The following is a 13,865-nucleotide window of genomic DNA, read 5'->3' as shown; positions in this document are numbered from 1 at the left end:
CAGGAGCGCCGATGGACCAGCCAGCCCCCATACCCCCGCGGCCCCGGCTGCGCGACCGGCTCACCGTCCCGGTACTGGCGTCGGGCGGCATCCTCATGGCGGTCATGCAGACCGTGGTCGTCCCGCTCCTGCCCGACCTGCCCCGGCTCACCGGCGCGTCGGCCGCCACCGTCTCCTGGACGGTCACCGCGACCCTGCTCTCCGGCGCCGTCCTCACCCCCGTGCTCGGCCGGGCCGGCGACATGTACGGCAAGCGCCGGGTCCTCACCGCCGCGCTCGCCCTGATGACCGTCGGCTCCGTGATGTGCGCGCTCTCCTCCGACATCGGCGTGCTCATCGCCGCCCGCGCGCTCCAGGGCGCCGCCGCCTCCGTGGTCCCGCTCTCCATCAGCATCCTGCGCGACGAACTCCCGCCCGAGCGCCGCGGATCGGCGGTGGCGCTGATGAGTTCCACCGTCGGCATCGGCGCCGCGCTCGGCCTGCCGCTCGCCGCGCTGGTCGTGCAGTACGCCGACTGGCACACCATGTTCTGGCTCACCAGCGCCCTCGGCGCGCTGGGGGTCGCGGCGACCTGGTGGGCGGTGCGGGAGTCGCCGCTGCGCGAGCCGGGCCGCTTCGACGTCGCCGGCGCGCTCGGCCTCGCCGCCGGGCTGGTCTGCCTGCTGCTGGGCGTCTCCCAGGGCGGCACCTGGGGCTGGGGCAGCACCCGGGTCCTCGCCCTGTTCCTCGCGGCCGTCGTCGTCCTCGTCCTGTGGTGCCGGCAGCAACTGCGCGCCGCCCGGCCGCTGGTCGACCTGCGGCTGGTCACCCGGCCGCGGGTGGGCCTGTCCCATGTGGCGGCCCTGCTCACCGGGTTCGCCTTCTACGCCAACTCGCTGGTCACCGCCCAGCTGGTGCAGGCGCCGAAGGCCACCGGGTACGGCCTCGGCCTGTCCATCGTCGCCACCGGACTCTGCCTGCTGCCCGGCGGCGTCACCATGCTGCTGTTCTCCCCGCTGTCGGCCCGCATCTCGGCCAGGCGCGGCCCGCGGATCACGCTCGCGCTGGGCGCCGCCGTCATCGCCTGCGGGTATGCGCTGCGCATCGCCGACAGCCGCGACCTGTGGATGATCATCCTGGGGGCGTCGGTGGTGGCGACCGGCACCACGCTGGCCTACTCCGCGCTGCCGACCCTGATCCTGCGCGCCGTACCGGCCGCCCAGACCGCTTCCGCCAACGGCGTCAACGTCCTCATGCGCACCATCGGCCAGGCCGTCTCCAGCGCGGCCGTCGCCGCCGTCCTCGTCCACCACAGCAGCCCCCTCGGCGGCGTGCCCGTGCCCACCCTTCACGGCTACCTGCTCGCCTTCGCCCTGGCCGGCACCGTCGCCCTCGCAGCCTGCGCGGCGGCCCTGTCCATCCCCGGCGACGGCCCCGCCCGCGGCACCCGGCGGGACCGCGGCGCCGCCCGGGGCACCCGCGACGAGGCACTGGAGGGAGCATGAGGACCATGACCACGCCACCCGGTCAGGCGCCCGTCCCCGCACGCCGGGACGCCGAGGCCACCAAGGCCGCCATCCTGAAGGCCGCCCGCCACCTCCTGGCCCGGCACGCGCACGCCGACATCACCCTCAAGGCCGTCGCCGAGCGGGCCGGGGTCAGCCCGCCGCTGATCCTGAAGTACTTCGGCAACAAGGACGCCCTGTTCGCCCACGTGATGTCCTTCGACACCGACGCCGACGACCTGCTGGACGCCCCGCTGGACGACCTCGGCCGGCACATGGTCCGGCACGTCGTGTCCAGCCAGCGCGAGCGGGGCGCCGACCCGCTGCTGCGCATCGCCTTCGCCCCGCTGCACGGCGACCACGGCGAGGTGCTGCGCGCCAACTTCCGCGCCCAGGTGACCGAACGCCTCGCCGCGCGGCTCGCCGGCCCCGACGCGGGCCTGCGCGCCGAACTCGCCGTCGCCGCCCTGGTCGGCCTCGGCGTCATGTACGGCATCGCCCGCGGCCCGCACCTGCGCGGCACCGACGCCGACGCCCTCGCCGACCGCTACGGGCCCGCCGTACAGGCACAGCTCACGCCCGGGCGGTGAGCCACCGCGGCAGCCGGTCCCGGAAGCCGATCCCGAACACCCATGCAGCTCCCCCGGGAACCCGGGGAGTTCGGCCGCGGTGACCGCCGGGTCCGCCGTCCGTCGACGTGTCTCACCCGTCCGGGTGAGGCCCGTGGGCGGAGGGGTGCGTTCCGCAGGGCGCGGCGGAGCCGTGCCGGGTGACAGACTGGCGCCATGGACGAACGCGTGATCGGCAGGTCGGGCCAGTGGGCGTCGGTGGTCGGCCTCGGGACATGGCAGCTGGGCGCCGACTGGGGAGCCGTGGACGACAAGGAGGCCCTGTCCGTCCTGGAGGCGGCGGCCGAGGCCGGGGTCACCTTCTTCGACACGGCCGACGTGTACGGCGACGGACGCAGCGAGAGCACCATCGCCTCGTTCCTGCGCGGCCGCCCCGATCTGCACGTGCTGGTGGCCACCAAGATGGGACGCCGGGCGGAGCAGGTCCCCGAGAACTACGTGCTGGACAACTTCCGCGCCTGGAACGACCGCTCGCGCCGCAACCTGGGCGTCGACCGGATCGACCTGGTGCAGCTGCACTGCCCGCCCACCCCGGTCTACTCCTCCGACGCGGTGTTCGACGCCCTGGACACCCTGGTCGAGGAGGAGCGCGTCGCCGCGTACGGGGTGAGCGTGGAGACCTGCGCCGAGGCGCTCACCGCGATCGCCCGGCCGCACGTGGCGAGCGTGCAGATCATCCTCAACCCCTTCCGCATGAAGCCCCTGTACGAGGTGCTGCCCGCCGCCCGCGCGGCCGGCGTCGGCATCATCGCGCGCGTCCCCCTCGCCTCCGGGCTGCTGTCCGGCAAGTACACGAAGGACACGGTGTTCGCGGCCGACGACCACCGCACCTTCAACCGGCACGGCGAGGCCTTCGACCAGGGCGAGACCTTCTCCGGCGTCGACTACGGCACCGGCGTCGAGGCCGCCGCCGAGTTCGCCGCGCTCGCCCCGGAGGGGTACACCCCGGCCCAGCTGGCGCTGCGCTGGATCATCGAGCAGGACGGTGTGACCACGGTGATCCCCGGCGCCCGCAACCCGGAGCAGGCCCGCGCCAACGCCACCGCGGCGAAGCTGCCGCCGCTGCCCGAAGAGTCCCTCACCGCGATCCGTGACCTGTACGAACGGCGGATCAAGGACCAGGTCGAACACCGCTGGTAGCCGCGGACACGCGGACCGTTTGAAGGGACGGCCGGGCGGTTACACGCAACCGCATGACGGAGGCAGGACAGCGAAGAGGGCGGAACGAGACCGAGGAGGAGCGGGCCGACCGGATGTGGGGCGAGCTCATCCAGGAGGTCCGGGTGGCGCAGACGGGGGTGCAGATCCTCTTCGGATTCCTGCTGACCGTCGTCTTCCAGCCCAAGTACACCCAGCTCACCACCACCGACCAGGCCATCTACATCGTCACCGTCGTCCTGGGCGCCTGCGCGACCGGAGCCCTCATCGGACCGGTGTCCCTGCACCGCCTGGTCTCCGGCCGCCGGGTCAAGCCGCAGGCGGTGCGGCTGGCGTCCCGGATGACCTTCGTCGGCCTGGTCCTGCTGCTCGCCACGATGACGTCGTCCCTGCTGCTGATCCTCCGGGTGGCCACCCACGACGGCTACGTGCCGTACCTGGTGGCGGCCGTCGTCGCCTGGTACCTGCTGTGCTGGTACGGCCTGCCGCTGTGGGCCCGCCGCCGGCACACCTCCCGGACGGACCGCTAGGGCCGCCTCTCTTCCGGATCTTGCCGGTGTCGCGCCAGGTGGCGCGGTCGCTCGGGGCCGGCCTGATCCGGAAGAAAGACCCTAGGACCGGCGGGCCGCCAGAGCCCCCAGCTGCCGGTCGTGCACCCTGCCGAGCAGCAGCACGGACAGCACCGCCCCGATCAGCGCGCAGCACATGTCCCACTGCGTGTCCCACACATCGCCCTGGGTGGCGAGGAACGCGTCCGCGCCGTGCCCGCCGATCTCGGCAGCCAGCCACTCCAGCAGCTCGAAACAGGCGCTGAAGGCCAGGCAGGCGCACACGGTGAGGGGCGCCAGCCAGCGGCTGCCGCGCAACGGCGAGGTACGGCTGAGCAGTTCGCGCACCAGCACGGCCGGGACGAAACCCTGCATCAGGTGGCCGAAGCGGTCGTACGGGTTGCGGTCCAGGCCGAGGGCGTCGCGCACCCAGTCGCCCGCCGGCACCTCCGCGTAGGTGTAGTGACCGCCGAGCGCGAGGACCAGCGCGTGCACGGTCAGCAGCCCGCACAGCAGCCCCGTCAGCGGGAAGCGCCGCCAGGCCAGCACCACCACCGGCAGGCCCACCAGCGCCCACACCGTCTCCAGCAGCCAGGTGGTGCGGTCGCGTGCGCCCCATGCCGACAGGGCCAGCCCCGCGGCCACCACGCCCGCGAACAGGGCGGGCGGTACGCGGCGCGGCGCGCGGAGCGGGGAGAGGTGCACTGCGGTCACGGCGGGCTCCTTGCCTGAGGACGGCCTCGGGGTCGTAGGAGCCCCATCGTGCGGCCCGGCGCGGGCCGCGGGCATGAGTACGGCTACTCAGCCGTGGAGAGGATCTCCGCCAGCAGCTCGTCCGCCGGGAAGTGCTCCCGGCCCACCGGGACGACCTTGTGGGTCTCGCGCAGGAACGCGGCGATCGCGGGCGCCCAGGCGAACACCACCGCGTGGTGCCGGCCGCCGTCCGGCCGGGCGTCCCCGAGGAACTCCAGGCGCAGCTCGTGCCAGAGGCCGGTGGCCTCCGGCCGCATGCGCACATCGCCGACCCCGACCGGCCGGGCCAGCCCGTCGCTCAGCATCTGCCGGTCCAGCCGCCAGGACGCCAGCACCCGGCCGTCGTGGGCGAAGACGGCGGTGACGGCGAACGGGTCGTCGGCGTCGTAGCTGAGGTGGGCCAGCACCGGACACCGGCCGGTGCCCTGGGACAGGAGCTGCACCACCAGGGTCTTGTGCACGAACGAGTTCACGCGGGGGCCTCCGGCAACAATTGACGTAGGGCCCTCTAGTACCCCCGAAGCGGCCGGGATGCTCACCCAAGTGACTGATTCCGCACGATCGCGCGGACGCCCGCGCCCTACCGGGCCGGACGGCGGCCCGTCAGGCGAACGCCTGCCGCAGCGCGGGCAGCAGGGTCTTCGCCGACCAGTCGAGGAACTCCGGCTGCGTGTCCCCGCCGATCTGCACCAGCGCGACCTCCCCGAATCCGGCCTCGGCGTAGGGCCGTACCGCCTCCACGAAGGCGTCGGGGTCGTCGCCGCACGGAATCGCGGAGGCGACGTCGTCCTCGGTGACGAACTGGGTCGCGGCCTCGAAGGAGTCCGGGTGGGGCAGTTCGGCGTTCACCTTCCAGCCCAGTCCGAACCAGCGGAACTGGGAGTGGGCGCGCTTGATCGCCGTGTCCCGGTCGGGGTCGTAGCAGACCGGCAGCTGGCCCACCCGGGGCTTGCCGCTGCCGCCGTGCCGGTCGAAGGCCTCCAGCAGGCCGCCCTTCGGCTCGGTCGCGATGACCAGGTCGGCGAGGTGCCCGGCGAGCTTGCAGGACTGCTCGCCGGAGACGGCGATGCCGATCGGCGGCGCCTGCTCCGGCAGGTCCCACAGCCGGGCCGACTCCACGTCGTAGTGCTGCCCGTGATGGGTGACGTGGCCGCCCTCGAACAGCGCGCGGATGATCTGCACCGCCTCTTCGAGCATCTCGTGGCGGACGTCGACCGGGGGCCAGCCGCCGCCCACGACATGTTCGTTCAGATTCTCGCCCGCGCCGAGGCCGAGCCGGAACCTGCCCTCCGACAGCAGCTGCACGGTCGCGGCCTTCTGCGCCACGATCGCCGGGTGGTAGCGCAGGATCGGGCAGGTGACGTAGGTCATCAGGGGGATCCGCGAGGTGGCCTGGGCGGCGGCGCCCAGCACGCTCCAGGCGTACGAGGCGTGCCCCTGCGAGCGCAGCCACGGGAAGTAGTGGTCGGAGATCACCGAGAAGTCGAAGCCGACCTCCTCGGCGCGCACCACGTGGTCCACCAGGTCCCGGGGACCCGTCTGCTCGGTCATCATCGTGTATCCGATTTGCACCATAAGAAGCGAGTCCCCGGCTCGGCGGCCGGAAAACGGCCCGCGGGCACGGCTCAGCCCTTCGGCGGCCGGAACGTCTCCAGGAACGTCTTCAGCGCCAGCCGGTTGGCCGTGTCGTCCCAGGCCGCGGCCGGGGTGGTGAAGCGCAGGGAGAAGCCGCGCGTCCCGCCGAGCAGGAAGCCCCGCCCGAAGGTGTGCGTCCGCGCGTCGCCCGACCCCGCCAGCCACTCCAGGTCGGCGGCCCGGCGCCCCTGGTAGGTGGCGGCCCGTACGGCACCCACCCGGCGGTAGCCGGGCAGCCGCGCCAGCCCGGGCTCGACGTCGTCCCGCCAGACGGCGACCGGGTCGGGGCCCACCCGTTCGCTGTAGGTGACGGCGAGCGTCGGCGAGTCGCCGCCCCGGCCGAAGGTGACGCGGTAGGCGAGGTCGGACACCCGGGAGGTGGCCAGCCGCTTCCAGCCGTCGGGCAGCGCCACCGAGAAGCCCTCGGGGGCGGTGTAGCCGCGGTAGCCGGCCGGCAGGGCGGACGAGGCCGGGGCGCTCGGCGTGGCGGCCGGCGCGGAGGCGGTCGGGGTGCCGCCGCCGGTGTGCCGGCCGGCGGGCGTGGCCGGGGCGGCGGCCCGGGGCGGTGCCCCGGCCGTGCCCGTGCCGGGCAGCACGCCGGTCGCGGCCAGCACCACTGCGGCCGCCGTGACCAGGGCCAGCGCGGCGCCGACGGCCGCGACCCGCCTGCTCCGCAGCGGCCCGGCGGACCGGACGCCCCGGTAGGCGCCGCGCAGCCGGGGCGCGGGGGCCGGCTCCCGGTCCGCGTCGGTGTCCTCGCTCAGCGCCCGGGTCAGCGCCTCCCGGACCACCGGCCGGGACAGCCGCTCCCGCGCGTCCTTGCGCAGCAGCCCCTGGACGGCCTGGGTCAGCGGGCCCGCGCGCAGCGGGGTGCGCAACGGCAGCCGGTCCACCGCCTTCAACGTGGCGTCGGGCCGGCCGCGGTCCCGGAACGGCGGGCGGCCCTCGACCATCGTGTACAGCAGCGCGCCCAGCGCCCACAGGTCGGCGGCCGGGCCGATGCGCTCGTCCCGGGCCTGCTCCGGGGAGGCGTACGACGGTGCCGTGAGCCGCGGGACCAGGGTCGCGCCCGCCAGACCGAACCCGGTGACCACGACCGGGCCGCCGTCCCGTACGAAGACCTGACCGGGGCTCAGCTCCCCGTGCGTGACGCCCTCGTCGTGCGCGGCCTGCAGCACGTCCAGCAGCTCCAGGCCGAGCCGGGCCGCCCGCACCGGGTGGAACGAACCCTCCTCGGCCAGGACTTCGCTCAGGGGCGCGCCGTCGATCCACTCGGTGACCGTCCACAGGGTGCCCGCCTCGACCACGGCGTCGACGACCGCGGCGACCTGGCCGGGGCACAGCAGCCGCATGGTCTCCGACGTGCGGACGACCCGGGCGGTGACGCGGCGCGCGGTGTCCTCGGCACCGGGGTCCGGCAGGGCGGTCTGCGCCATCAGGCGGGGCTGCTGCGCGGTCACGTCCTCGGCGTACCACCACAGGCGGTTCGTCTCGCGGGAGAAGACCTCCAGGAGCCGGTACCGGCCGGCGACCAACTCGTGTGCGGAGACGTGCGCCTTGACCATGGTCATCCTTCGCTGAAACCCCTGCCGCGTCTTTCCCAGAAGTACGCGGGGCGTGCGGGGGTGCGTTCAAAGAATCCTCAATTCAGGCCCCTTCCTGCCTTTCATTCAAACGTTCGGAGGGGTGTGCGGCGCCGGGACGGACGCCCCGGCTCACAGCAGCCCGAAGGAGGCGGCCCAGCCGGCGAGTTCCCCCGGCGCGGTGTTGCCGCCGCACACCACGAGGCCGATCCGGGCGCCGGCGCCGGCCCGCTCCACCACCTGCCGGGCCGCCGGCAGCAGGCAGCCCGCGGCCGGCTCGGCCCACACCTTGGCGTGTTCGGCGAGGTCCAGACAGCCCTGCACCGCGTCCCGGTCCGCAACCACCAGGACCTCCTCGACCAGCGCGGACACATGGTCGTACGTCAGCTGCGACACCGAGGGCGCGCTCAACGTGGTGACCAGGGACGACAGCGGCACCGGCGCCGGACCGCCGGCCTTCAGCGCCGCGGACATCGCCTCGGCGCCCGCCGTCTCCACGCCCCACACGCGCACCCCCGGCCGCAGGGCGCGCAGGGCCGCCGCCACACCGGCGATCAGACCGCCGCCGCCCACGCTGACGACCACATCGGTCAGCTCCCCGGCGTCCTCGGCCAGCTCCAGCCCCACCGTGCCCTGGCCGGCGATCACCACCGGGTCGTCGAACGGGTGGACCAGCGTCAGGCCCTCGTCCCGCAACCGGGTCACCAGCCGGAAGGCGCTGTCCATGCCGTCCGTCAGCCGCACCGACGCCCCGGCGTCCTCGGCCAGCGCGATGGAACGCGCGGGCGCGGTGCGCGGCATCACCACGGTCGCCTTCACATCGAGGGCCGCCGCCATCACCGCGAGCGCGATCCCGTGGTTGCCGCCGCTGACCGCGACCACGCCCGCCGCCCGCTCGGCCTCGCCGAGCGACAGCAGCTTGGCGGTGGCCCCGCGGGCCTTGAACGAGCCGGTGCGCTGGAGCAGTTCGAGCTTGGCGGTGGCCGGGACGCCGAGCAGTGCGCCCAGGCCGGGGCTCGGCACCGTCGGCGTCCGGACGACGTGTCCGGCGATCCGCTGTGCGGCGGTCTCGATGTCCGCGAGGTCGATCACGGCGTTCCACCTTTCCCGCGCGGGTCCGGAACCGCGCCGCTCGCACCTTGGCCCGCCGGGCCGCCGTCGGTCAACGCCGTCTCGGAGCACGGCTACAGCGCGCGCCCCACCAGCAGGTCGAGCAGCCCCGTCAGCTCCTCGGCGGCCCCGGCGGCCAGGGGCGCGGCGGCGAGCAGCTCCCGTGCGACGGCCGTGTGGGCGTGGGCCTCGGCCAGGGCCGCCGTACGGCCCCCCGCCGCCTCGATCAGCGCGGCGGCCTCCTCGGCGCGCTCGGCGGACCCGAGCAGCGCGGGCAGGTGCCGGGCCGCCGGGGAGCCGAGCGCGGCCAGCACCGGGAACGTCTTCTTCCCCTCCCGCAGATCACCGCCGACGGGCTTGCCGGTGACGGCCGGGTCGCCCCAGATGCCGAGCACGTCGTCGACCAACTGGAAGGCGACCCCGAGGTGCCGGCCGGCCCGGTCCAGCGCGACGGCCGTGTCCCGGGACGCGCCGCCGAGCGTGGCGCCCAGCGCGGCGGCGCAGCCCAGCAGCGCGCCGGTCTTGCCCTCGGCCATCGCCTCGTACTCCCGCGCCGTCACCCGTTGCGGACCGGTCCAGGGCCGGGTAGCGAACAGCAGGTCGTCGGCCTGCCCGCGCACCAGGTCGGCGAGGGCCGCCGAGAGCAGCCGTACCGCACCGGGTGCCTCGGTCGCGGCGGCGACGGTGTCCACCGCCAGCGCGAACAGGGCGTCCCCGGTCAGGACGGCCGGGCCCGTGCCGTAGGCCCGCCAGACGGCGGGGCGGCTGCGCCGGGTCGCGTCGCCGTCCATGATGTCGTCGTGCAGCAGCGAGAAGGCGTGCACCAGCTCCACGGCGACCGCCGCCGGGATCCCGGCCCGGCCGTCGGCGCCCGCCGCCTCGGCGCCGAGGACCGCGAGCGCCTGCCGTACGCCCTTGCCGCCCGGCGCCCCGGCGGGCGCCCCGCCGACCTCGCACCAGCCGAAGGAGTACGCGGCCATCTCGGCCACCCAGGGGTGCAGCCGCCCCACCGCCGCCCGCAGTTCCGGCCGCACCAGCTCGCGGCACCTGACGAGGGTGTGCCGGGCGGACTCCCGCACCGGCGAGACGGGCGCCGTCACCGTACGGCCTCCGCGTCGAGGCCGAACTCCCGCTGGGCCCGGGCCACCATCTCCCGGGCGTGCCGCAGCCCGCTGCGCTCCAGCGTCCGTGCCAGGTCGGCGAGTTCGGCGGCGGTCTCGGCCCGGTCGCGGCCGAGCCGGGCGAGGGACTTGGCCAGACCCAGCCGGGACAGCGCCTCGCCGCGCGGCTCGCTCATCGTCCGGAACTCCGTCAGCGCCAGCTCGTACCGGTCACGGGCCTCGGCGTAACGGCCCGCGCGGTAGAAGACGTTGCCCTGCATCTTGTGGTTGTAGGCGAGCGCGCTGGAGAGGTTCATCTCCCGGCAGGTCTCCTCCGCCTCGGCCAGCAGCTCCAGCGCCCGTTCGGTGGCGCCGTCGCGCACCGAGAGCACGTCCGCGAGCCCGCGCAGCGCCCAGGCGTGGCCGCGCCGGTCGTCGGCCCGGCCGGCTATCTCCGCCGCCTCCTCGAACAGGGCGTACGCCCGGTCGTAGTCGCCGGTGTTGCGGTGCATCTGGGCGATGCCCTCCAGGGCCCACACCGTGTGCCGGGCCTCGCCCCGCTTGCGGGCCTCGGCCAGCAGCTGCTCGTGCAGCCGGCCGACGGCCGCGTAGTCGCCCTGGATCCGGCCGGTCTCCGCGAGGCCGGCCAGCGAGTAGCCGCGCACGACGACGTCCCCGCCGCGCTCGCCGAGTTCGGCCGCGAGCCCCAGCAGCCGCCAGGCCAGCGGGAACGCCCCGCGCTGCCGGGCCAGGGTGCCCCCGCTCCACAGCGCCCAGGCCATGGCGGCGGTGTCGCCGGCCTCGCGGGCGGCGCGGTAACTCGCCTTCCAGGCCCGGTCGGCCTCCTGCACGTGGCCGAGCCGCCGGTGTGCCTCGGCGACGGCGAGCCCGCAGCGCGCCGCCTCGCCGGGGCGTCCGGCCCGCTCGGCCTCGCGCAGCCGCTCGGTGCCCTCGGCCAGCACGTCGACCAGCGACGAGTTCACGGACAGGGTGGTCAGGGCGCCCTGGTACTCCGGGGCGAAAGCCTTGCCGTACATGCGTACCCTTCTATACACGGAGGGTATACATACCGTGTATAGCATCTCGGAAGTATGCCCCGGCCCGAGGGGCCGGGGCCCGGTCTGTTGTCGATCAAGACGCCGGTACGGCGGCGGGGGTTGCCCGTGCGACGCGGATCACAGGCAACGGTCAGTGCTGCTGGGCCTTCTGGGGCGTCAGCTCGCTCGGCCGCACCACCACGTAGCCCTCGCCCTGGAGCATCAGCTGCACGGCCTCGCCCGAACCGCCGCGCAGCATCGAGCCGATGGACTGCGAGCGGTGCAGCGAGGTCTGCAGATGGGCCGTCCAGCCCACCACCGCGTCCGTGTCGACGTACACCGGCGCCTGCGCGGACACCGGGATGACCAGCGGGTTGCCCTCGCAGACCAGGCCGAGCCGGCCCTGCCCGCTGAACACGCTGTTGAACAGGCCGCCGCCGGCGATGCCGGACCCCTTCACGGTCTTGATCTCGTACGCCAGCGAGGCGTCGAAACACAGGACGTTGCGGCCGTTGACGGTGAACTGGTCACCGGGCTCCACCTCGACGATGAAGCAGTTCTGCGCCTCGTGCGCGAACCAGGCCTCGCCCTGCCCGCGCACCGCCATGAGGGGCAGTCCCTCACCGGTGACCGCACGCTTGAGCATGCCGCCGACGCCCTGCCCCTTGCGCTCGAACCTGAGGTCGCCGCGGTAGGCGACCATCGCGCCCTGCCGGGCGTACATCTCGCCGTTCACCGCGTACTTGATGCACTTGGCGTTCTCCACGGACATGCCCGGCTCGACGGCCGGCTGCACCACGTGCTGACTGGAAAAAAGATCACCCTTCATGCCGGGCATGGTGTCCCGGAAGGTGGCGTTCCGCCAAGATCACGGAACGCACCGGTCCTTCCGGGGCAGGCGCGCGTCCGCCCGTGCCGGCGCTCGTCGTCCGGCACGGGCGGCCCCCTCCTCCGTCAGGCGGCCTGCCACAACGCCGGTACCGCCGGGGGTTCCCAGCCCGGCTGGGACGTGTGCGGCTGGAGGCAGACGTACGCGCGCGCCGCGTACGTGACCCAGTCGCCCGTCCGGTACGCGGTCCCCGGGGTCCAGGTGTTCTCCGGCGAGGAGGGGCCGGGCCCCGGGCCGGGGTCCTGCGGGACGTCGAGGACGAAGTCGAACGCCGCCTCCCGGCCGCCGCCCCCGTCGCGCACCGTCATCAGCAGGCGGGAGTCGAAGAGGGTGTCGGTGGTGTTGCGCGGCTCGTTCGGGAAGTACAACTGCGTGGTCAGCACGGGACGGTGCGGCGCCTGCACCTTGACGTGCAGGTGACGGGTCCGGCCCGGATACAGACCCGGCACGATCGTGGTCAGCGCGAAGGAGCCGCGGGAGTCGGTGAACTGGTGGCCGCGCAGCCGGAAACCGGTGTTGTCGTACGCGCCGTCGGTGTCGGCCTGCCAGAAGTCCAGCAGGACGCCGGACAGGGGGAGGCAGGCCCGGCCGAAGACGTACCCGGTCACGGTGAGCCGGGTGCCCGGCAGGCCCGGCTCCAGCAGACTCGTGCGCTGCGGCGAGTTCGGTTTGAAGTACGGGCCCTCGATCTGCTCCGGCGTGGGGTCGTCGCCGTCGTCGCACGGTGGGGTGAGCCCGGGCGCGGTGCCGCCCGCGACGAACGTGCGGGCGAGCGCCGGGCCGCCGATCAGGGCGACGGGCACCGCGGCGGTGGCGGCGAGCGCCGCGCGCAGCACCGTCTTGCGGTGGACGAGCCGTTCGGCCCTCGACTCCTCCTGCGCCCCGGCGCCGTCCCTGCCTGCTCCGTCCATGTCTCCTCCTGGTGGGGGGTCGGATGCGCAACGAAACTAGGTGCGCGCGGAAGGGACTTCGATGGACTGGTCGTGGCGGCTGTGGTGTTTTCGGAAGTCACCGGGGCTGCTGCCGGTCTCCCGCCGGAAGAACCGGCTGAAGTAGGCGGGGTCGGCGAAGCCGGTGCGGGCGGCGACCTGCCGCACCGACAGCCGGGTGTGGGCGAGCAGTTGCTGTGCCTGGTACACACGGGCCTCGATCAGCAGCCGTCCCGGCGGGCGGCCGGTGGCGGCCCGTACCGCCTGGGTGAGGTAGCCCGGTGTCACGCCGAGCCGGTTCGCGCACTCCCGCACGGACCACCCGGCCGTCCCCGGGCGCGCGATCAACCGCGTGAACTCCTGGGACACGGCGGCCGACCGGCCGGTGACCCGCGGGTCGCGGCCGTCCCCGCCGTGCCGGGGCAGCCGGGCGGCGCGTACGACGAGCACATGCAGCAGCGCGCGCAGGACGCTCTCGTGGCCCGGGGCGCGCTGCCGGTGCTCCGCGACGAGTTCGGCCATCAGCCGCCCCACGGACCGGTCGTGTGCGGCGTCCAGCGCGAACCAGCCCCGTTCCCCGAGCCGCCGCAGCACCTCGCGGTCGCCGGGGTGATCGACCAGGAAGTCGTCGGTGAACAGCGCCAGCGTCCCCTCAGGGCCCCGGCCGCCCTCCCAGTGGTGCACCTGCCCGGGCAGGACCACGGCCAGGTGCGGGGGCCGCACGGGCCACCGCACCAGGTCGACGACGTGGGTACCGGAACCGGCGCTGACGTGGATGATCTCGTAGAACGTGTGCCGGTGCGGGCGGTCCCACCGGGACAGCGGCCCCACCGCCTCGAAGGAGCCCGCGGCGAACGGCGGGTCCCCGCGCCCGGCCACCTCCAGCCGGTGCAGGGGTACGTCCCCGGCAGCGGTCGGCAGGCCGGGAGTTCCCGGTGGGACGGTGGTGCCACGCATCGCTCGTGCTCCTCTCCACCCGGCGTGCCGAACGGGCCCGCCGCTTCTTACAG

The 13,865-nt window shown here is 74.6% G+C and carries 14 protein-coding genes; 4 read left to right on the top strand and 10 right to left on the bottom strand.

Features of this window, described 5'->3' with window-relative positions:
- The first annotated feature begins 11 nt into the window (after window positions 1-11).
- The 4 genes from ABZ923_RS12945 to ABZ923_RS12930 all read left to right on the top strand — a co-directional run bounded on the left by ABZ923_RS12945 (window position 12) and on the right by ABZ923_RS12930 (window position 3,801).
- Window positions 12-1,484, top strand: a complete 1,473-nt coding sequence (locus tag ABZ923_RS12945) for an MFS transporter (RefSeq protein ID WP_361470340.1) — start codon at window positions 12-14, stop codon at window positions 1,482-1,484.
- The gene (locus ABZ923_RS12940; RefSeq protein ID WP_361470338.1) at window positions 1,481-2,074 is read left to right on the top strand and encodes a TetR family transcriptional regulator; all 594 of its coding nucleotides are present in this window, start codon (window positions 1,481-1,483) and stop codon (window positions 2,072-2,074) included. Before ABZ923_RS12945 ends, ABZ923_RS12940 begins: the two co-directional genes overlap by 4 nt.
- A 195-nt stretch (window positions 2,075-2,269) precedes the next feature.
- Entirely contained in the window at window positions 2,270-3,253 is a 984-nt protein-coding gene (locus ABZ923_RS12935) for an aldo/keto reductase (protein WP_361470336.1), read from the top strand.
- A 53-nt stretch (window positions 3,254-3,306) separates the two neighbouring features.
- A complete protein-coding gene (locus tag ABZ923_RS12930) occupies window positions 3,307-3,801 on the top strand; it encodes a DUF6328 family protein (RefSeq protein WP_361470334.1) in 495 nt (164 codons plus the stop codon).
- Between the two features lie 81 nt (window positions 3,802-3,882).
- On the opposite strand, the gene ABZ923_RS12925 is transcribed toward ABZ923_RS12930, so the two are convergent.
- The 10 genes from ABZ923_RS12925 to ABZ923_RS12880 form a co-directional block, all read right to left on the bottom strand.
- Window positions 3,883-4,524 carry a DUF2238 domain-containing protein gene (locus ABZ923_RS12925; RefSeq protein ID WP_361470420.1) on the bottom strand — a complete coding sequence of 214 codons (642 nt, stop codon included), beginning with the start codon at window positions 4,522-4,524 and terminating at the stop codon, window positions 3,883-3,885.
- Window positions 4,525-4,616: 92 nt separating this feature from the next.
- A complete protein-coding gene (locus tag ABZ923_RS12920) occupies window positions 4,617-5,045 on the bottom strand; it encodes an SsgA family sporulation/cell division regulator (RefSeq protein ID WP_361470332.1) in 429 nt (142 codons plus the stop codon).
- Between the two features lie 130 nt (window positions 5,046-5,175).
- Window positions 5,176-6,147 carry an LLM class F420-dependent oxidoreductase gene (locus tag ABZ923_RS12915; RefSeq protein ID WP_361470330.1) on the bottom strand — a complete coding sequence of 324 codons (972 nt, stop codon included), beginning with the start codon at window positions 6,145-6,147 and terminating at the stop codon, window positions 5,176-5,178.
- Window positions 6,148-6,197: 50 nt separating this feature from the next.
- Window positions 6,198-7,778, bottom strand: a complete 1,581-nt coding sequence (locus ABZ923_RS12910) for a protein kinase (protein ID WP_361470328.1) — start codon at window positions 7,776-7,778, stop codon at window positions 6,198-6,200.
- A gap of 144 nt (window positions 7,779-7,922) precedes the next feature.
- The gene (locus ABZ923_RS12905) at window positions 7,923-8,882 is read right to left on the bottom strand and encodes a threonine/serine dehydratase (protein ID WP_361470326.1); all 960 of its coding nucleotides are present in this window, start codon (window positions 8,880-8,882) and stop codon (window positions 7,923-7,925) included.
- Window positions 8,883-8,974: 92 nt separating this feature from the next.
- Entirely contained in the window at window positions 8,975-10,000 is a 1,026-nt protein-coding gene (locus ABZ923_RS12900) for a polyprenyl synthetase family protein (RefSeq protein WP_361470324.1), read from the bottom strand.
- Window positions 9,997-11,037, bottom strand: coding sequence for a tetratricopeptide repeat protein (locus tag ABZ923_RS12895; RefSeq protein WP_361470322.1), 1,041 nt, complete (start codon window positions 11,035-11,037; stop codon window positions 9,997-9,999). The genes ABZ923_RS12900 and ABZ923_RS12895 overlap by 4 nt, the downstream gene beginning before the upstream one ends.
- A gap of 151 nt (window positions 11,038-11,188) precedes the next feature.
- A complete protein-coding gene (locus tag ABZ923_RS12890; RefSeq protein WP_361470320.1) occupies window positions 11,189-11,866 on the bottom strand; it encodes an AIM24 family protein in 678 nt (225 codons plus the stop codon).
- Between the two features lie 125 nt (window positions 11,867-11,991).
- The gene (locus tag ABZ923_RS12885) at window positions 11,992-12,837 is read right to left on the bottom strand and encodes a carbohydrate-binding protein (protein ID WP_361470318.1); all 846 of its coding nucleotides are present in this window, start codon (window positions 12,835-12,837) and stop codon (window positions 11,992-11,994) included.
- Window positions 12,838-12,873: 36 nt separating this feature from the next.
- The gene (locus tag ABZ923_RS12880; RefSeq protein ID WP_361470316.1) at window positions 12,874-13,812 is read right to left on the bottom strand and encodes an AraC family transcriptional regulator; all 939 of its coding nucleotides are present in this window, start codon (window positions 13,810-13,812) and stop codon (window positions 12,874-12,876) included.
- Between the last annotated feature and the right edge of the window lie 53 nt (window positions 13,813-13,865).

The organism is Streptomyces sp. NPDC046881, from assembly GCF_040645015.1.
GTDB lineage: Bacteria > Actinomycetota > Actinomycetes > Streptomycetales > Streptomycetaceae > Streptomyces.
Note: the sequence above shows the minus strand (reverse complement) of the source record. Positions and strands in the feature narration are given on the sequence as shown.

Bases quoted from the DNA above. Each gene is read 5' to 3' on its own strand.
- ABZ923_RS12935 (WP_361470336.1), top strand. From the start codon at position 2,270: ATGGACGAACGCGTGATCGGCAGGTCGGGCCAGTGGGCGTCGGTGGTC.
- ABZ923_RS12940 (WP_361470338.1), top strand. From the start codon at position 1,481: ATGAGGACCATGACCACGCCACCCGGTCAGGCGCCCGTCCCCGCACGC.
- ABZ923_RS12910 (WP_361470328.1), bottom strand. From the start codon at position 7,778: ATGACCATGGTCAAGGCGCACGTCTCCGCACACGAGTTGGTCGCCGGC.
- ABZ923_RS12915 (WP_361470330.1), bottom strand. From the start codon at position 6,147: ATGGTGCAAATCGGATACACGATGATGACCGAGCAGACGGGTCCCCGG.
- ABZ923_RS12930 (WP_361470334.1), top strand. From the start codon at position 3,307: ATGACGGAGGCAGGACAGCGAAGAGGGCGGAACGAGACCGAGGAGGAG.
- ABZ923_RS12945 (WP_361470340.1), top strand. From the start codon at position 12: ATGGACCAGCCAGCCCCCATACCCCCGCGGCCCCGGCTGCGCGACCGG.
- ABZ923_RS12885 (WP_361470318.1), bottom strand. From the start codon at position 12,837: ATGGACGGAGCAGGCAGGGACGGCGCCGGGGCGCAGGAGGAGTCGAGG.
- ABZ923_RS12890 (WP_361470320.1), bottom strand. From the start codon at position 11,866: ATGAAGGGTGATCTTTTTTCCAGTCAGCACGTGGTGCAGCCGGCCGTC.
- ABZ923_RS12895 (WP_361470322.1), bottom strand. From the start codon at position 11,037: ATGTACGGCAAGGCTTTCGCCCCGGAGTACCAGGGCGCCCTGACCACC.
- ABZ923_RS12880 (WP_361470316.1), bottom strand. From the start codon at position 13,812: ATGCGTGGCACCACCGTCCCACCGGGAACTCCCGGCCTGCCGACCGCT.